This window comes from Drancourtella sp. An12 (assembly GCF_002160935.1).
In the GTDB taxonomy this organism is placed as follows: domain Bacteria; phylum Bacillota; class Clostridia; order Lachnospirales; family Lachnospiraceae; genus Sellimonas; species Sellimonas catena.
The window spans coordinates 38,406-55,290 of sequence record NZ_NFLO01000019.1 but is presented as its reverse complement, the minus strand read 5'-3'; the positions used below and the strand labels follow the sequence as shown (position 1 = coordinate 55,290).

The window sequence follows — 16,885 nt, the reverse complement described above, 5'->3', positions numbered from 1 at the left end:
ATTACAGTAAAGGAAGTGACGCTTGATGGGTATTTTGAATTATTCATCATATGTTCATAAGATGGAGATTGGACTTCGTAGGAATGGTATGCATCCTATGGCAGTTCTTTTGTTGAATTCTATCGTCACATATCCTTCTGTAAAAAATAGATGGGGCAAGCCATATAAGATATCCAGAACAGAAGCTAGGGACTGGTATCATGGCGCTCAGAGTATTCCGCAGGGAATACGGGATGGAGCAGATAATTCCGCAGTTGTCAGGGGTATTAAGCAGTATTTTGAGGATAATGTTGTTCCTGAAATCTATTCGGATAAGGAACAGGATGTTCTTGATGGAATCATGGAACTGATCAAAGATGATAAAAACATCCAGAAGACAACGAGGAAGAAACTTGAAAAATTATATTATGATGGTAAGACCGCTGGGTTTTTATCAGTAAGTTTTCTTCTGGCTATCAAGAATGAAAATGGCCTGTTCTTAAGACCGGTTAAAAAGAAAAAAACAAAGCCGCTGGCGGAGACCGCTGATATTGAGGAATTTGAAAACTTAATGAAACAGCGGTACAAGAAGCCGGATCCTATGACACCACCGAAAGAACTGGCTGAACATGAATTGACCTATGCAACAGAGCTTCTGTCTGCATATGCTGATGCTGCAAAGGTTAAGGAGATGGTTCGTGAGGACTTATCGGCGCCAGGATATGCACGGTTTTCAAGGGATTTTGATCGGCAGCGGCGATTTTACTATATGGCGGAAACAATCCTTGAAGCATCGAAAGATATGCTGAAGCTGAAAGAAGCAGAGTGCTTTGATAAGGCAAAAGGTGAAGTCTTTGACTATATAATTCAAACATGTGACAGCCCGTATGACAACGGATACAAGAGGCTTTGTGCCGTGATTGAAAGAGCAGGGGGCACACCATTTTCAAAGGCGATTGATGATATGCTTTTAAACTGGATGGGGCCTGGCGAGAAGCAGGGGATATGTCATATGCTTGTGAATGATAAACAAATAAGGTGGGTGGACGATGAAAATATTTAATTCGGATTTTGAAATGCAGCTTCGAGTCCTCCTACTGTTATCACAGACGAAGAGAGCGCTGTCCAGGGAAGAAATTGTGGACTATGATTTTATCACAATTTACAGTGCAGATTTTGGTGTTGGTGAAGAAAATCTGCACGGTGATAACAAGTTCAAGTATGGAGAATTTGCCAGCAGACAGGAGCTTTGCTGGATAGCTTTGAAGCAGTTGGTCGTTGATGGGTTGGTAACGGTTGTTACTAAAGATGGCTTCAGCTATAAGATATCTGCGGCTGGATTACAGTACACAAATGCTATGAAGAGTGCATATTCCATAGAATATCGGGGTGTTGCAAGGAAAGCATTCGCGAAGTATTTTAATTATTCGGAAAAGGAAATCCGTTCCGAAATAGATAAAAAAGCAATAGAGTCAGCACGGAGGATAAAGGTATGTACTACATAAAGAAAATATTCCTGACGGGAAACGGTGTTGAGACCTCAGGAGTTGATCTGACTCCGGGACTGAATATTATTTATGGACCGTCAGAAACTGGAAAGAGTTATATAACCAAATGCATTAAGTTTATGTACGGAAAGAAGGATTCCGAAATTGATGATACTTTCGGATTTAATACTATACATATGATTCTTGATGTTGATGGCAAGCCTTTGACATTGGTTAGACGGCTTGATGAAGAAAAAATAAATGTTTCTGGAAATATTGACGGCATCGAAAACGGTGATTATACCCTGTCCTCTGGAAAGAAAAGAATCGGAGATTTGTGGCTTTCGCTTATGGGTATTGATGAGCCTACACAAATCATAAAAAAGAATGATTTCACATCAGAAAGATTAAACTTCTCATCGTTGTGGCACATGTTTCTTGTTGACGAGGATACAATCTCTAAGACAGAAAGTATTCTGATGCCGTCACAGTATTCTAAATGGCCTAAAACAAAAGCTGCGATTTTGTTTCTGATGCTGGGAGATAATTTTCTGAAAGATCAGAATCCAAAAGAGAAGGCGAAGGCTAAGGAACGACGAAAAGCAGTAGAGACATTTATTAATACCAGAATTTCTACGCTTGTTACGAGAAAGCAGACGTTGAAAGATGGTTATAAAGGTCTTACGATGGATGAGCTTCAGAAAAAGATTGGAGATGTTCTTAAGGAAATTGATTCAGCCGAAAAGCAAATGAACGCGGCTATTATAAAAAGCCGGGAACTGGCAAATGAAATCATAGATATTGATGAGCAGCTGGCGGAGAGTAAGGCTCTTAAGAACAGATATAAGGCGCTTCGGAGTCAGTACAGATCCGACATTCGGAGATTAACCTTTATTGCTGAAGGCGACATTGAGGGTGAAAAGATAAAGAAGCCGGTAAACTGTCCATATTGTGGTAACAGTGTTGATGAGGCGAAGAGAAAATCATATGTAGAACCTGCAAAAGCCGAGGTAGAAAAGCTGGTTCCGAAAATCAGTGATCTTCAGGATGCTCAAGATGAAATAGATTCAGCTATTAAGAGCCTTGAAAAACACAGGGAAGAAGCAGTGGCGGAAAAGGATACTCTTGATCAGAAAATCAAATCGCAGATGCGTCCACGGATATCAGAGCTTCAGGATCATCTGCTTGAATATAAGCTGGCGGTTGAGTATTCCAAGGAAGAGCAGGTTCTTTCCGATATGGAACAGGAGATGAAAAAAGAACTCAAAAAGTATGAGGCGGAAGATGGTCTGGAATTAAAGTTTGATGTCGATGCACATTATACGGATGAGATTATGGAGAGATGGGATAAAATCATCGATAATCTGTTCAGGGAATGTCACTATGATAAGTTTGATATATCTGTTTTCTCCAAGAGTGCTTTTGATGTCAGTGTGAATGGTCATCCGAAGAAGACATTCGGTGAAGGGTATCGTGCATTTGTAAATGTTATCATGATATTATCATTGCAGAATTATCTGGAACAGTATGGTAAATACAAATCTGATATTATAGTGTTGGATTCGCCAATACTAACCTTGAAAGAGCGTGTATCAGTTAAGGCATCAGATGGGATGCAGGCATCATTGTTTAAGTATCTGGTTAGTCATCAGAGCGGACACCAGACTATCGTAATTGAGAATGAACTTCCGAAGATTGATTACACTGGCGTTAATATGATTCATTTCACACAAGAGGAAGACGGTAGCAGATATGGCTTATTGAAAGGTGTAAAATAAAAGAGTGTGTCCGATTTTAGAGAGAGAGTCTGAGGAGCAATCCCCAGGCTCTTTTTTTATGCCTTTTTTGATGTTGGTCCATCCAACATTATCCAACATCTACCAACATCTCAGAAAATACAACACGGGGGACTCTGTTTTAGAATAGAGCCAGAATTAAGGAAAGGAGGTAGAATGGCATGAACAAACGCCAGACTTCAAAGTCGGTCGCAAGTAAGGCAGGCAAGATTCTGAAAGATGGTCGCTACGGCAAAAATGTAAAGTCGGTTGCCGGAAGTGCTTTGTCTCAGGCAAAGACAAGAAAGAAGAAATAGACCATCAAAAGACAGGCAGAGACAGATCTTAACTGATCGGCCTGCCTGTCCCCCTCATGTTGTTAGTCGTAAACGGAGAAAAAGCAAGTGCTTTTGGATGTGTCAATTCTAAGGGCATCCGGAAGCTTTTCATCGACGGTGTTTTCATAGAGGATATCGCGGATATTGTTTGTGATCAGATAAGTAATGATATCAATCTGTTCACGGGTCTGGACGGCCCATAATTCCCTGTTATCGGTCTTTTCATCCTCATATTCGTTATCGTTTTCATAGTCTTCTTTGTTAACGCCAATGCCTTCCTCATAGATCATTTGGAACAGCCTGTCGAGGATACCGATGGAGAGCTTGTGAGTTTTACTGCCAGTGAGAAGTTCATCAATAAGGTAGAGGGCATAAGCTCGGTAATATTTGTGAGAAGACCAGTTCTCTTCAAGTTTACGGATTTCTTCCCAATTAGGTTCTGTTGAGAGATCCATCCGGTATTCATGTAGTTGCTCCAAAGCTGCGGTAGATAGGCCTGTATAACGGTGAGCGTCAGTTATGTCATGAGTCCGCTGTCCGATGCGGCCAAGAAGATAATCGGCATCGCAATCAAGTAGTTTACAGATGTTTGCAAGTACATCTGCAGTCGGAGTGGACTTGCCTTGTTCCCATGACTGAATTGTTCCAAACATATTATTGTCAATCTTCTTCTTTCCCTGACGGATCATTCCGAAGCGTTCCATATAGGCATCGGCAAAGGCCTGTTGACTTGAATATTTGCGTCGGCGGCACTCCTGCAGTCTTTGAGAGAATATAGTTTTATTCATAAAACTTTATACTCCATTCAAAAATCATAGTTTAAACATATAACAGTATTTATTATAAATCGGCTAACCTTATATAGCAATAAGAACATGGAAAAATCGGAAAACACGGATATCTCATACCTATACTAGTAGAACGGTGGATACAGATCAGAGTCCTCATCCGCAGATGAAGGTTCTGATGGGTATCTGCGGATATCCAAATAGCTATTTACAAATTTCATATCGGCCCATGATGCGCAGTGGACAGGATACGAACATATTGCATTCCAGACAGTTGCCGGCACGGTAGCAGCGAAAAGCGATATGGATGTACCCATAGTTTACTGTGTTCTTTTTGCATCATGGGTATGTCGGGGGATAAGCCTGTCGGTGTCTTGTCTCACTGTCTCCAGGCCAGAAACGGAGGCAAAAGATGTTATTCAGAAAAACACCGACAAGTGAGAGAGACAACTTCTGCGGATCGGATGTAACTGCGAATGACAGTCTGGAACATTACCTGCGGAATAAAAGAAATTGGTATAAAAGTTCGACGTAAATTTCAACAGAATAAAAACTTCGCCAGGGTTTTCTTGTGTAAGCAAAATTAGTTGACATCAGAACGTATGTTCGATATACTATATTTATCGCTACCATAGGATTTAAGTCACGGCAAACAGTGCAGAGGAAAATAAAAAAATCACCAACGGTCAGTTTGACATTCCCTTTTGGCTGGCCTCTTGCGGGAGGCGAAAAGAAATGCAGGAAGTGCATGTGGCTTGTCCATGTTGTAAAAATAAAAGGCTGTTTGACGCGGACCCGGAGGCAGTAGAGGGCATAATTAAAATTAAATGTCCTATCTGCAAATCGGTCATTGCGGTCAGCTTCCACAGAAAAAAGGTTCGTACTGAGCGAATCGGCGTATGAGCAATCATAGCGACCAGAGCCTGACGAAGTATAGATGTGAAAAGACATCTGTATTTTGTCAGGCTCTTTTTTTATGCGATTTACAAAAACGGGACAATTTCATTTTTAAAAAGAGAATAAGTAAATAGACATGCCGGAAAAGTCTTGAAAATCCGGCTGATAACAAAAATTGAGGTATTGATCAAAACCGGTATCTCTGGATTCCGGTTCTGATGAGTATCTCAAAATACTCAGAAAAAAATCATATCGGCCGCATGTGCGCAGTGAGGCAGGATACGACATACCGTGGAAAGCAGTTGTGAGACAGACAACTGACGGAACACGGGTGTAAGTACCCTTGTTTTCCTGCGCATTTTTGTTGGTTTCGGGTACTTTGGTCATAAGTCCATACCGGGTACCCTGCTCTCGCTGCCTCCAGGCCAGAACGGAGGCAATTATGAGAGTCAAAAAAACGAGACAGGATCAGAGAGGTGTTTACAGGTATCCGGTGGATGTTCCGGACGGGCGAGGCGGTTACAGGAGATCTTATAACGTGGTCAGACCGGGCGAGGGCGGCGTGACTGAAGTGTGGATCCGGGATCTGCACCGGATGGATGATAACGAGGTGGCTAATAACGTCAAAAACGGGCATCCCAAACTGGCGCCGGAGCAGAAGGCAGAGAAGAAGGAATGGGAAGAAGCGCATCCGGGAGAGAAGTTTGATATGAACTGGAACCTTTCCCTGGATTACATAGCCGGAGATACGGATGACGGGGAACTGGACAAGAGCAGCGTGCTTGCCGGGGCCAGTTATGATCCATTTGATGAGGATGTGCCGGATGAGGTGCTGAAGCTTCGCAAGATTGCGGCAACTAAAATGACGGATCGGCAGAGACAGGCTTACCAGCTGATCGGCCTGGAAGGATACTCCAGGACAGAGGCGGCGAAGATCATGGGAGTGAGTGTGAAGGTGGCCAAGGTCCATTATGATAAGGCGATCGAATGCATTAAGAAATATTTTTAAAGTTTTTTCGGGAGAGGGTAAAATCTCTCCCTTTTTTCTTGCCTGTGACATGTAAGGAAGACAGCTTCCTGCAGAAAGAGAGGTGAGGAAAGAATGGCGGTCAAACATAGGATTGTCATTAACGTCTCGGATTCCGGCGGGCGCAGGGAAAACGTGCTGAAGGGCGCGGACGTGAAGCTCCCGGCAAGGCTGCTCAAGTTCCTGTTCGGGGAGTTTACGCAGGTATATCTCCTGTCGCCGGGGCAGACGGTGGAATCTGTAGACATCCGTGAAGTTGAGGAAGGAGGAGCAAAAACATGTCAAAGATGAATGAACTGAACCTGCTGGTTCAGGAATTGAAGAAGTGCGGGGAAAGCCTGGTGAACATTGCCGATGAACTGGCAGAGATTTTTTCTGAGACAGGGAAGAAGAAGACAGAAGCTCCCACAGAGTCGGCAAAGGAATATACCTTTACTGAGGTAAGGGCATTCCTGGCGGAGAAGTCCAGGGCAGGGCATACCGCGGAGATCAGGAAGATCCTTGAAGCGCACGGGGCGGACAAGCTGTCCGCGCTGGATAAAGGGGAATACGCGGCGGTGATGGCGGAAGCGGAGGTGCTGGGATAATGGGAAAGCACGCATTTTTATCGGCATCATCCAGCCACAGATGGCTGGAATGCCCGCCTTCGGCAAAACTGTGCGCAGAGCAGGAAGACAGATCCAGCCCTTACGCGCAGCAGGGTACCGACTGCCATGAACTCTGCGCTTATCTGGTGGAAAAGTCACTGGGCAAGGATGTGACGGATCCGACCGAAAACCTTACGTATTACGACCAGGAGATGCGGGACTGCGCAGAAAGCTATTGTTCTTATGTCAATGAGCAGATCGAGGCGGCAAAGAAGCATTGCCCGGATCCGCAGGTGCTGATCGAGCAGAGACTGGATTTTTCCCGATGGGTGGAGGACGGTTTCGGTACCGGCGACTGTGTGATCGTGGCGGATGAGACGCTGCAGGTCATTGACTATAAACATGGGGTGGGCGTACTCGTATCCGCGGAGAAGAACCCGCAGATGATGTGCTATGCATTGGGCGCCCTGGAATTGTTTGACGGCCTGTATGACATCCAAGAGGTCCGTATGACCATCTTCCAGCCCCGGCGTGAGAATGTCAGCACCTGCGTCATGACAAAAGAAGAGTTGCTCACCTGGGCGGAGGAGGTCTTAAAGCCAACGGCGGCTCTGGCCTATGAGGGCAAGGGAGAGTTCAAGGCAGGGGAACACTGCCGGTTCTGCAAAGTGAAAGCAGCGTGCCGCAAGAGGGCGGAATATAACCTGGAACTTGCGAGGTATGACTTTGAGATGCCCGCCATTTTGGAAGAGACCGAGATCGCGGCAATCCTTCCGAAGATCGATGAACTGGTATCCTGGGCGGCGGATATCAAGGAATACGCCCTGCAGCAGGCCCTGTCCGGAACGCGTTATGAAGGGTTCAAAGTCGTGGAAGGCAGGTCGAACCGGAAATACAGTGATGAGGCCGCAGTTATTTCAGCGGCGGAATCCGCGGGATATGATCCTTACGAGAAAAAACTTCTCGGCATTACCGCCATGACCGCCCTTATGGGGAAAAAGAAGTTTGAGGAAGTGCTTGGCCCGTTTATCGTAAAGCCGCAGGGCAAGCCAGCGCTGGTGCCGGATTCCGATAAGAGGCCGGCGCTCAATACAGCATATGAAGATTTCAGTGAAAATTAAGGAGGAAAAACAGTATGTCTAAGTTCAATAACCCAACAAAAGTAATTACCGGAATCAACACCAGATGGAGCTATGTCAACGCATGGGAACCGAAATCCATCAATGGAGGCGCGCCGAAATATTCCGTGTCGCTGATCATCCCGAAGTCTGACACGAAAACGCTGGAAAAGATCCGGGCGGCGATTCAGGCAGCCTACGAGGAAGGGCAGAGCAAGCTGAAAGGAAACGGCAGGTCCATACCGGCGCTTTCCGCGCTGAAGACGCCTCTGCGTGACGGCGACGCGGAAAGGCCGGATGACGAGGCCTACGCCAATTCTTATTTCGTGAACGCCAACAGCGGCACAGCGCCGGGAATCGTGGATGCGGACAGGAACCCGATCCTGGAGCGTTCCGAGGTGTATTCCGGGGTGTACGGCAGGGCGAGCATCAATTTCTACGCTTTCAACAGCAACGGGAACAAAGGGATTGCCTGCGGCCTGAACAACCTGCAGAAGATCCGGGACGGCGAACCCCTTGGCGGCAAGAGCAGGGCGGAGGATGATTTCGCGGAAGCGGATGAGGAAGATTTCCTTTCCTAAGAACAGGATGATCATATTTGGGAAGACGGGTGCCGGTCAGAAATGGCCGGCGCCTTCTTCCAGATTGGAGGAAAGATGGAGACGATCAGTATTGATATTGAAACATATTCCGGAAATGACCTGGGTAAATGCGGTGTGTACAAATATGTGCAGCATCCGAATTTTGACATCCTGCTTTTTGGCTACGCGGTGGATGGCGGCGCAGTCCGGGTGGCTGACCTGGCGTCCGGGGAGACGCTGCCGGAGGAAGTGCTGGCCGCCCTGTCCGATGAAAGCGTGACGAAATGGGCGTTCAACAGCAATTTTGAACGTGTCTGCCTGTCGGAATGGCTGAGAAGGAACCATCCGGAATACTTTTCCTCTTACAGTGTGCCGGGAGATACGGTTGGCGATTATCTGGATCCGCGGGGATGGAAATGTTCCATGGTCTGGTCCGCCTATATGGGGCTGCCCCTATCCCTTGCCGGCGCCGGAGCAGTGCTGGGATTGGAAGAGCAGAAGCTGAAAGAAGGGAAAGACCTGATCCGGTATTTCTGCGTGCCGTGCAAAGCAACGAAGGCCAATGGGGGAAGGACCAGGAACCTCCCGGAACATGACAGGGAGAAATGGAAGTGTTTCAAGTCCTATAACCAGAGGGATGTAGAAGTAGAAATGTCCATCCAGGAGAAACTGCGGAATTTTCCGGTGCCGGATTTTGTCTGGGAAGAGTTCTGGCTGGACCAGGAGATCAATGACCGGGGGATTCTGCTGGATATGGATTTGGTGGAGAACGCGATCCTGCTGGATGGGATTTCTAAGGATAAGCTGTCAGACTCTATGAAAGAGATCACCGGGCTGGAAAATCCCAACAGCGTGGCGCAGATGAAGCAGTGGCTGTCCAGCCGGGGCGTGGAGACGGAAACACTGGGGAAGAAGGATGCGGCGAGGATGATTGCGGATAGAGATATGGATGAAGAAGTGGCGGAAGCATTGAAGCTCCGTCTGCAGCTGGCAAAGTCTTCCGTAAAGAAGTATCAGGCCATGCGGAACGCTGTCTGCAGGGACGGCAGGGCGAGGGGAATGTTTCAGTTTTACGGGGCTAACCGGAGCGGCAGATGGGCCGGGAGGATCATCCAGCTGCAGAACCTTCCGCAGAACCATATGGAGGATCTGGAACAGGTGAGAGGACTTGTCAAAAATGGGGATTATGAAGCCCTGTCCATGCTGTATGATTCTGTGCCGAACGTATTGTCGGAATTGATTCGGACCGCATTTGTTGCCGGAGATGGAAATAAGTTTTGTGTGGCGGACTTTTCATCCATCGAGGCCAGGGTTTTGGCGTGGCTGGCCGGGGAGACCTGGCGCCTGGAATTGTTCAGCCAGGGCGGCGATATCTATTGCCAATCAGCCAGTAAAATGTTCGGTGTGCCAGTGGAAAAGCATGGTGTCAACGGCCACTTGCGGCAGAAAGGGAAAGTTGCGGAACTTGCCTGTATTGCTGAAGGGCAGCTGGTACTTACCGATCAGGGGGAAGTACCCATTCAGGAAGTGACCAAGGATATGAAAGTCTGGGACGGGGAAGAATGGGTTCCGCATGACGGCCCTGTATACCGGGGAGAAAGGAAGGTTATCACTTATGAAGGACTCACCGCAACAGCAGATCACCTCGTATGGGCAAAAGGGCAACCGGAGCCGATACCGTTTGGATTCGCCGCCGCCAGCGGCGCACATCTCGTTCAAACCGGAGATCGTGGGCAGGCAGTACGGCTGGGTAGTCATCATCAGCCCGGAAAAACGATGGAACAAAAAGATGAATCACTGTTATGTTCTGACCCGCTGTACAGGCTGCAATTCGGTCCAATGGCAGAATTTGAACAGCCTGACTTCCGGGAGATCCAAAGGATGTCAGGCATGTTCCCAACCAAGGCAGATTCCCCAATGGCTGAGCAAAAGACTCACCGCGGCAAAGCAGAGGTGCGAAAATCCAGACGATCCGGAATATCGGAATTACGGCGGCCGGGGGATCCAGTTCAAATTCCCCAGTGTTCTCGAAGCGGGGTTGTACCTGATCCGGGAGTTTGGAATCCCGGACAGATCAGCGGAAATCGACCGGATCGATACGAATGGGGATTACAGGACGGGAAACATCCGGTTTGTGTCCAGAGCGGAGAATCAGGCCAATCGGAGGAATACTGTGCTGAGCGAGTTCAGCCAGAAGTACTGGCCGTATTCCCGCAGCGTTGTGATCCGAAAATTGTCCAAAGGGATGACACGGGAAGACATCATTGCGGATGCAAGACAAGCTGTGATGGAGAGGAGAAAAAACTGGCGCATCATCAGCGCACGGCTCGACTTTATGATTTACGAAATGCCGGGCCGCGTCACCGTTTTACCGTATCGGGACACCTTGTCCACAACTGCGGTTACGGCGGAAGCACAGGTGCGTTGAAATCCATGGGAGCCATTGAGATGGGACTGACAGAAGAGGAACTTCAGCCGCTGGTGGATTCCTGGCGGACTGCGAATCCCAATATCGTCCGGTTCTGGTGGGATGTGGACCGGGCGGTAAAGAAGGCAGTGAAGCAGCGGGAGCCGTCTGTCTTGCGGGGAATCCGTTTTGAGTGCCGCAGCGGGATGCTGTTTATTACCCTGCCTTCCGGGAGAAGGCTTGCCTATGTGAAGCCGAGGATCGGTGAGAACCGTTTCGGCGGTGAAACTGTGACTTATGAAGGCGTGGGAGGAACAAAGAAGTGGGAGCGGATCGAGAGTTACGGTCCGAAGTTTGTGGAGAACATTGTGCAGGCCATATCCAGGGATATCCTCTGCTACGCTATGCGGACACTGTCACACTGCCGGATCTGCGCCCATGTGCATGATGAGTTGATCATTGAGTGCCGGAAGGATGCTTCCCTGGACGCGATCTGTGAACAGATGGGAAGGACGCCGCCCTGGGCGGAGGGGCTGGCTTTAAGAGCCGATGGCTACGAAACCGAGTTTTATAAAAAAGATTGAAAAGATTTTCGGGAGAGGGTAAAAATTCTCTCCTTTTTCTTGCCTGTGACTTGAAGGGGACAGGCCCTTCAAAAATCTCATATCTATCTAAGGAGGGTAATTCATGAGTGAGTTACAGGTATTCAGCAACGCGGAGTTCGGCTCGGTCCGCAGTATCACAGTCAATGGCGAGCCGTATTTTGTCGGGAAGGATGTGGCAGAGATCCTTGGTTACGCCAATACCAGGGACGCTCTGGCGAAGCATGTGGATGAAGAGGACAGAATGGATGGGGTAGCGATCCGCGACTCCATCGGAAGGGAGCAGACGCCGGTGCTTATCAACGAATCCGGCCTTTACAGCCTGATCCTGTCCAGCAAACTTCCGTTTGCCAAACGCTTCAAGAGATGGGTGACATCGGAAGTCCTTCCGGCGATCGAAAGGGGGAACTGAGCATGGGGATCAGCAAGTATAACAGCGAGGGATATTATGATCCCGTGGTATATGAAGCGCTGACCAGGATCGAGGCGGAAGAGCGGGCGGCCAGGGCGGCGGCCGCGTACCGCCCGTTGGTCTATATCTGTTCGCCTTACGCGGGAGATGTGGAGAAGAACACGTTCCGGGCGAGGGCGTTTTCCCGGTTCGCGGTGGAAAGGCACTGCATCCCGATCGCCCCGCACCTGCTCTGCCCGCAGTACCTGCATGAGGAAACGGAACGGTGGCTGGGGCTGAAGATGGGCATTGTGTTCATGGGGAAATGCGAAGAAGTCTGGGTGTTCGGGGATACGGTCTCCGAAGGCATGGCCGATGAGATCGAAAAGGCCAGGAAGCTGCGCAAGAAGATCCGGTATTTTACCGATGACCTGCGGGAGAAGGAGGGGATGGCAGGATGAAGATCGCGTATGGGAATTCCCGTATGGAGAAAAGATGGAAGAACAATGAGATCTCCTGGGACGATTTCTGCAGGAGGGTGAGCACCACGCAGACCACTACGGAAACAGTGGAGGAATACAGGAAAATGACAAAGCCCCAGCAGGACGCCGTCAAGGATGTGGGCGGCTTTGTGGGCGGACACCTGCGGGGCGGCAGGAGAAAGACCGGGACGGTTCTGTGCCGGTCCATGCTGACGTTGGACATGGACCACGGGACGCCGGACATCTTGGATGAGCTTTCTCTGTTCAATTCCCATGAACTGTGTGTCTACTCGACACATAAGCATACGCCGGAGGCGCCCCGTCTGCGGCTGATCTTCCCGCTGAAACGGGATGTGTCCGAGGAGGAATACCCTGCCCTTGCCCGCAAGGTGGCGCAGGAGATCGGGATGGATTTGTTTGATGATACCACGTACCAGCCGCACCGGCTGATGTACTGGCCTTCCACGTCACGCAACGGGGAGTATGTCTATCAGGTCATGGACGGCGACATCCTGGATCCGGACGCTTATCTGGGGATGTACGATGACTGGCGGGACGTTTCCACATGGCCGGTATCGTCCAGGGAATCGGAAGCGGTGAAAAAGGCCGCAAAACAGCAGGCGGATCCGCTGACAAAGACCGGCGCGGTGGGGGCTTTCTGCCGTACTTACCCGATCCGGGAGGCGATCGAAAAGTTCCTGCCGGATGTTTACGCGCCGTCGGCGATGGAAGGAAGGTATGACTATATTCCGGCAGACAGTTCCGCCGGAGTCATCATTATTGACGAGAAGTTTGCCTACAGCTTCCACGCGACGGATCCGGCCTGCGGGCAGCTGCTGAACGCTTTTGACGCGGTGAGGGTGCATAAGTTCCCGGATGATGACCCGAAAAAGTCCTATAACGCCATGGCCGAATTCGCCGCGGCGGATGAGAAGGTGAAACTCCGTATCTTTGAGGAAAAGCGGCAGGCGGCAGCGGAGGATTTTGATGAAGCGGATCCGGATGCCTGGAAGAAGCAGCTGCAGTATGAAAAGAAGAGCATGGAACTTAAGAATAACCTGCATAATCTCATGCTGATCCTGGAGAATGATGAGAACCTGAAAGGGATTGTGTTCAACCAGCTGGCGGACGGCATGGAGATCCGGGGAAAGGTTCCCTGGCCGCATCCGGCCAAGTTCTGGCGGGACGCGGATGACGCCCAGCTGATCTGCTATGTGGATGCGGCATACGGGACGTTTTCTGCCAGGAATTATGATATCGCTGTCACGAAGGCCGTGGACGACCGGTCCTACCATCCGATCCGGGAGTTTTTTGAGACGCTTCCTGCTTGGGACGGGATGGAGCGTGCGGATACGCTGCTGATCGATTATCTTGGGGCGGAGGACACTCCGTATGTACGTGCAGTTACAAGGAAGGAGCTGTGCGCGGCGTATGCCCGGGTGTACCATCCGGGGATCAAGTTTGACAGCATGATCGTCTTAAACGGGGACCAGGGGATCGGGAAGAGCACGCTGATCGCGAAGCTTGGCGGCGAGTGGTATTCGGACAGCCTGAACCTGTCGGATATGAATGACAAGACGGCGGCGGAGAAGCTGCAGGGCTACTGGATCATGGAGATCGGTGAGCTTGCCGGGATGAGGAAAGCAGACTTGGATAAGGTGAAAGCCTTTATTTCCAGGCAGGATGACAAGTACCGGGCCAGCTTCGGGAGAAGGGTAACGCCCCACCCGAGACAGTGCGTATTTTTCGGCACCACCAACAGCCAGAATGGGTACCTCAGGGACATTACCGGCAACAGGCGTTACTGGAATGTGAAGGTACCGGGAAACGGGAAGTACAAGCCCTGGGATATGGATGAGGATACGGTGAAGCAGGTCTGGGCGGAGGTCATGGTATATGCCAAAGCCGGGGAGAAGCTGTATCTTCCGCCGGAACTGGAGGACTATGCCAAAGAAGAGCAGCGGGCGGCGATGGAACGGGATGACCGGGAAGGGTTGGTGCAGGAATACCTGGATATGCTTCTGCCCGGCAACTGGGATTCGATGGATGTCTATAAGCGGCGTGATTATGTCCGGGACGCGGATGACCCGATGAGGCCGGACGGAAGCATCCGCCGGATGGAGGTCTCCAACATGGAAATCTGGTGCGAATGCTTTGGAAAGGCGAAAGAAGATATGAAGCCATCGGACAGCTACGCTATTTCCGCCATCATGGAGAGAATCGCTGGTTGGAGCAAAACCGGGAAGGCAAAGATTCTTCCCATCTATGGAAGACAGAGAATCTACAAAAGAGATGAATGATTTTAGTGAACAACCTGTCGGAACAGAACAGCTTCTTGTTCCGTTCCTAACGGGTTGTTCAGTGAAAAAGCATGGAAACATGCGGGGTTTGGAGCAGACATGGAACAACGAAACAACTTTTTCTTTATAGAACAAATAAATAGTGTTTTTGATAGAAAGCAGACGTGTGAAGCGCATGTATATACGCGCGTAAGGAATTTTTGGTTCAGTTGTTTCGGGAGAGGAGGAAGCATGAGAGAGAAAACAGTGGAGCAGAAGCTGGTAAAAGCGGTGAGGGCAGCAGGCGGGATCTGCCCGAAATGGACGGCGCCCGGATTTGATGGTCTGCCGGACAGGATCGTCCTTTTACCGGGCGGGAGGATGGGCTTTGTGGAAGTAAAGGCTCCGGGGAAGAAAGCAAGGCCATTGCAGGAGTCCAGGCATGAGCTGCTTCGGTCTTTGGGGTACCGGGTGTATGTGCTGGATGACCCAGGGCAGATTGGAGGGATCATTGATGAAATACGAACCGCATGATTACCAGGTTTACGCATCGGAATATATCAAGGAGCATGAGACGGCGGCGGTATTTCTGGAATGCGGGCTTGGGAAGACATCCATCACGCTGACGGCGATCCATGATCTGATGTTTGACCGTTTTGAAATCCGCAAGGTGCTTGTGATCGCGCCGATCCGGGTGGCAACAATGAGCTGGCCGGATGAGATCGAAAAATGGGACCATATATCGGATCTCCGCTACAGCGTGGCAGTGGGAACAGAGACAGAACGGACGGCGGCATTGGAAGCACAGGCGGATCTTTACCTGATCAACAGGGAAAATGTCCAGTGGCTGGTGGAAAAGAGCGGGCTGCCGTTTGATTATGACATGGTAGTTGTGGATGAACTGTCGTCTTTTAAGAACTGGCAGGCGAAGCGGTTCAAAGCGCTGATGAAGGTGCGGCCGAAGGTGAAACGGATTGTTGGCCTGACCGGGACGCCTTCTTCCAATGGACTGATGGACCTGTTCGCGGAATATAAGCTTCTGGATATGGGGCAGAGGCTGGGAAGGTTTATCGGGCAGTACCGGAGCCGGTATTTCATGCCGGATAAGACGAACGGGCATGTCGTATACAGCTATAAACTCCTTCCGGGGGCGGAAGAAGCGATCTATGACAGAATCTCTGATATCACAATCTCCATGAAATCAGCTGATCATTTGAAGATGCCGGAACTGGTGAATTCCAGATATATGGTACGTCTGGAAGGACAGGAACTTGAAAAATATGAGCGGATGAAACGGGACCTTCTTTTACAGCTGCCGGAAGGGGAAGTGACAGCCGCGAACGCCGCAGCGCTGTCCGGGAAGCTGTCCCAGATGGCAAACGGGGCGGTGTATTCTGATGACGGCGCTTATGAAACGATCCATGACCGGAAGCTGGATGCTTTGGAGGACATCATTGAGGCGGCGAACGGGAAGCCGGTCCTTGCGGCCTATTGGTACCAGCATGACCTGGAACGGATCCAGGACAGGCTTTCCGGACTTAAGATCGGCTTCGCCAGACTGGATCAGGAGCGGAATATCCGGCGGTGGAATGAAGGGGAAGTCCCTGTGGGGCTGATCCATCCGGCATCCGCCGGACACGGCCTGAACCTTCAGAGCGGCGGGAATATCCTGGTGTGGTTCGGGCTTACATGGAGCCTGGAACTGTACCAGCAGACAGTGGCGAGGCTTTGGCGGCAGGGACAGAAGGAGACGGTGTCCGTGATCCATATCCTTGCGGCGAAAACTATTGATGAACAGATCATGCGCGCGCTGGAAACAAAAGACCACACACAAAAGGCGTTGATCGATGCCGTGAAAGCGGAGGTGATGGGACATGGCGATCGTCAATAAACAGACAGGGGATCCTTATGAGAACCTTGCGAACGCGGTCATCGCGCAGGCGGCAGAGGATTACAGGGCAGCGCTGAAGAAAATAAAAGCGCATCCCAAAAACAAGGATGCTATAGATGAGGCTTTGCGGATTGAGCGCTTTTTCCGTTCCGGCTGGTATCAGCGCCTAACAAATGTGGATGGGGAATTCCTAATCCGTAAACTTCAGGAAAATATCTGACAAACAGAGGCAATCACAGGAGGCAATCCGAGGGGA

General features: G+C 49.8%; 19 protein-coding genes. 17 read left to right on the top strand and 2 right to left on the bottom strand.

The features are described 5' to 3' along the window. The first annotated feature begins 25 nt into the window (after positions 1–25). The 4 genes from B5E64_RS14210 to B5E64_RS18670 all read left to right on the top strand — a co-directional run bounded on the left by B5E64_RS14210 (position 26) and on the right by B5E64_RS18670 (position 3,558). On the top strand, positions 26–1,042 hold the full coding sequence (locus tag B5E64_RS14210; protein WP_087169119.1) for an ABC-three component system protein: 1,017 nt from the start codon (positions 26–28) through the stop codon (positions 1,040–1,042). Further along, positions 1,029–1,484 carry an ABC-three component system middle component 2 gene (locus tag B5E64_RS14205; protein ID WP_087169118.1) on the top strand — a complete coding sequence of 152 codons (456 nt, stop codon included), beginning with the start codon at positions 1,029–1,031 and terminating at the stop codon, positions 1,482–1,484. The genes B5E64_RS14210 and B5E64_RS14205 overlap by 14 nt, the downstream gene beginning before the upstream one ends. After that, positions 1,472–3,244 (top strand): AAA family ATPase, encoded by a 1,773-nt coding sequence (locus B5E64_RS14200; RefSeq protein WP_087169117.1) that lies wholly within the window; start codon positions 1,472–1,474, stop codon positions 3,242–3,244. Before B5E64_RS14205 ends, B5E64_RS14200 begins: the two co-directional genes overlap by 13 nt. A gap of 179 nt (positions 3,245–3,423) precedes the next feature. Then, positions 3,424–3,558: a hypothetical protein gene (locus B5E64_RS18670; RefSeq protein WP_275532822.1), complete on the top strand. Its 135-nt coding sequence runs from the start codon at positions 3,424–3,426 to the stop codon at positions 3,556–3,558. A 62-nt stretch (positions 3,559–3,620) separates the two neighbouring features. On the opposite strand, the gene B5E64_RS14195 is transcribed toward B5E64_RS18670, so the two are convergent. After that, positions 3,621–4,367 carry a helix-turn-helix transcriptional regulator gene (locus B5E64_RS14195; RefSeq protein WP_087169116.1) on the bottom strand — a complete coding sequence of 249 codons (747 nt, stop codon included), beginning with the start codon at positions 4,365–4,367 and terminating at the stop codon, positions 3,621–3,623. 412 nt (positions 4,368–4,779) lie between these two features. Between B5E64_RS14195 and B5E64_RS18665 the strand changes: the two genes are divergently transcribed. Beyond that, complete coding sequence (locus B5E64_RS18665) at positions 4,780–4,902, top strand: hypothetical protein (protein ID WP_275532821.1); 123 nt, start codon at positions 4,780–4,782, stop codon at positions 4,900–4,902. Between the two features lie 473 nt (positions 4,903–5,375). Here the strand turns inward: B5E64_RS18665 and B5E64_RS17885 are convergent, their stop codons facing one another. Next, complete coding sequence (locus B5E64_RS17885; protein WP_140398865.1) at positions 5,376–5,651, bottom strand: hypothetical protein; 276 nt, start codon at positions 5,649–5,651, stop codon at positions 5,376–5,378. 55 nt (positions 5,652–5,706) lie between these two features. Between B5E64_RS17885 and B5E64_RS14190 the strand changes: the two genes are divergently transcribed. The 12 genes from B5E64_RS14190 (at position 5,707) to B5E64_RS14135 (ending at position 16,849) form a co-directional block, all read left to right on the top strand. After that, positions 5,707–6,273, top strand: coding sequence for a sigma factor-like helix-turn-helix DNA-binding protein (locus B5E64_RS14190; RefSeq protein WP_087169115.1), 567 nt, complete (start codon positions 5,707–5,709; stop codon positions 6,271–6,273). A 93-nt stretch (positions 6,274–6,366) separates the two neighbouring features. Continuing rightward, positions 6,367–6,582, top strand: a complete 216-nt coding sequence (locus tag B5E64_RS14185) for a hypothetical protein (RefSeq protein WP_087169114.1) — start codon at positions 6,367–6,369, stop codon at positions 6,580–6,582. After that, positions 6,570–6,878 carry a DNA ligase gene (locus B5E64_RS14180; RefSeq protein ID WP_087169113.1) on the top strand — a complete coding sequence of 103 codons (309 nt, stop codon included), beginning with the start codon at positions 6,570–6,572 and terminating at the stop codon, positions 6,876–6,878. Before B5E64_RS14185 ends, B5E64_RS14180 begins: the two co-directional genes overlap by 13 nt. Next, on the top strand, positions 6,878–7,999 hold the full coding sequence (locus B5E64_RS14175) for a DUF2800 domain-containing protein (protein ID WP_087169112.1): 1,122 nt from the start codon (positions 6,878–6,880) through the stop codon (positions 7,997–7,999). The genes B5E64_RS14180 and B5E64_RS14175 overlap by 1 nt, the downstream gene beginning before the upstream one ends. A 14-nt stretch (positions 8,000–8,013) precedes the next feature. Continuing rightward, the gene (locus tag B5E64_RS14170; RefSeq protein ID WP_087169111.1) at positions 8,014–8,577 is read left to right on the top strand and encodes a DUF2815 family protein; all 564 of its coding nucleotides are present in this window, start codon (positions 8,014–8,016) and stop codon (positions 8,575–8,577) included. A 75-nt stretch (positions 8,578–8,652) separates the two neighbouring features. After that, positions 8,653–11,568, top strand: a complete 2,916-nt coding sequence (locus B5E64_RS14165; RefSeq protein WP_087169135.1) for a DNA polymerase — start codon at positions 8,653–8,655, stop codon at positions 11,566–11,568. 103 nt (positions 11,569–11,671) lie between these two features. Continuing rightward, positions 11,672–11,998, top strand: coding sequence for a Bro-N domain-containing protein (locus B5E64_RS14160; protein ID WP_087169110.1), 327 nt, complete (start codon positions 11,672–11,674; stop codon positions 11,996–11,998). A gap of 2 nt (positions 11,999–12,000) precedes the next feature. Next, on the top strand, positions 12,001–12,438 hold the full coding sequence (locus B5E64_RS14155) for a DUF4406 domain-containing protein (protein ID WP_087169109.1): 438 nt from the start codon (positions 12,001–12,003) through the stop codon (positions 12,436–12,438). Continuing rightward, positions 12,435–14,759, top strand: a complete 2,325-nt coding sequence (locus B5E64_RS14150) for a virulence-associated E family protein (protein ID WP_087169108.1) — start codon at positions 12,435–12,437, stop codon at positions 14,757–14,759. The genes B5E64_RS14155 and B5E64_RS14150 overlap by 4 nt, the downstream gene beginning before the upstream one ends. A gap of 231 nt (positions 14,760–14,990) precedes the next feature. After that, positions 14,991–15,272, top strand: a complete 282-nt coding sequence (locus B5E64_RS14145) for a VRR-NUC domain-containing protein (RefSeq protein WP_087169107.1) — start codon at positions 14,991–14,993, stop codon at positions 15,270–15,272. After that, entirely contained in the window at positions 15,253–16,629 is a 1,377-nt protein-coding gene (locus B5E64_RS14140; protein WP_087169106.1) for a DEAD/DEAH box helicase, read from the top strand. Before B5E64_RS14145 ends, B5E64_RS14140 begins: the two co-directional genes overlap by 20 nt. After that, a complete protein-coding gene (locus tag B5E64_RS14135; protein WP_087169105.1) occupies positions 16,613–16,849 on the top strand; it encodes a hypothetical protein in 237 nt (78 codons plus the stop codon). Before B5E64_RS14140 ends, B5E64_RS14135 begins: the two co-directional genes overlap by 17 nt. The last annotated feature ends 36 nt before the right edge of the window (positions 16,850–16,885 follow it).

Coding starts and splice junctions, on each gene's coding strand:
- B5E64_RS14200 (WP_087169117.1), top strand. CDS start 1,472: ATGTACTACATAAAGAAAATATTCCTGACGGGAAACGGTGTTGAGACC.
- B5E64_RS18665 (WP_275532821.1), top strand. CDS start 4,780: ATGTTATTCAGAAAAACACCGACAAGTGAGAGAGACAACTTCTGCGGA.
- B5E64_RS14210 (WP_087169119.1), top strand. CDS start 26: ATGGGTATTTTGAATTATTCATCATATGTTCATAAGATGGAGATTGGA.
- B5E64_RS14145 (WP_087169107.1), top strand. CDS start 14,991: ATGAGAGAGAAAACAGTGGAGCAGAAGCTGGTAAAAGCGGTGAGGGCA.
- B5E64_RS18670 (WP_275532822.1), top strand. CDS start 3,424: ATGAACAAACGCCAGACTTCAAAGTCGGTCGCAAGTAAGGCAGGCAAG.
- B5E64_RS14195 (WP_087169116.1), bottom strand. CDS start 4,367: ATGAATAAAACTATATTCTCTCAAAGACTGCAGGAGTGCCGCCGACGC.
- B5E64_RS14150 (WP_087169108.1), top strand. CDS start 12,435: ATGAAGATCGCGTATGGGAATTCCCGTATGGAGAAAAGATGGAAGAAC.
- B5E64_RS14135 (WP_087169105.1), top strand. CDS start 16,613: ATGGCGATCGTCAATAAACAGACAGGGGATCCTTATGAGAACCTTGCG.
- B5E64_RS14205 (WP_087169118.1), top strand. CDS start 1,029: ATGAAAATATTTAATTCGGATTTTGAAATGCAGCTTCGAGTCCTCCTA.
- B5E64_RS14185 (WP_087169114.1), top strand. CDS start 6,367: ATGGCGGTCAAACATAGGATTGTCATTAACGTCTCGGATTCCGGCGGG.
- B5E64_RS17885 (WP_140398865.1), bottom strand. CDS start 5,651: ATGACCAAAGTACCCGAAACCAACAAAAATGCGCAGGAAAACAAGGGT.
- B5E64_RS14155 (WP_087169109.1), top strand. CDS start 12,001: ATGGGGATCAGCAAGTATAACAGCGAGGGATATTATGATCCCGTGGTA.
- B5E64_RS14180 (WP_087169113.1), top strand. CDS start 6,570: ATGTCAAAGATGAATGAACTGAACCTGCTGGTTCAGGAATTGAAGAAG.
- B5E64_RS14160 (WP_087169110.1), top strand. CDS start 11,672: ATGAGTGAGTTACAGGTATTCAGCAACGCGGAGTTCGGCTCGGTCCGC.
- B5E64_RS14170 (WP_087169111.1), top strand. CDS start 8,014: ATGTCTAAGTTCAATAACCCAACAAAAGTAATTACCGGAATCAACACC.
- B5E64_RS14140 (WP_087169106.1), top strand. CDS start 15,253: ATGAAATACGAACCGCATGATTACCAGGTTTACGCATCGGAATATATC.
- B5E64_RS14175 (WP_087169112.1), top strand. CDS start 6,878: ATGGGAAAGCACGCATTTTTATCGGCATCATCCAGCCACAGATGGCTG.
- B5E64_RS14190 (WP_087169115.1), top strand. CDS start 5,707: ATGAGAGTCAAAAAAACGAGACAGGATCAGAGAGGTGTTTACAGGTAT.
- B5E64_RS14165 (WP_087169135.1), top strand. CDS start 8,653: ATGGAGACGATCAGTATTGATATTGAAACATATTCCGGAAATGACCTG.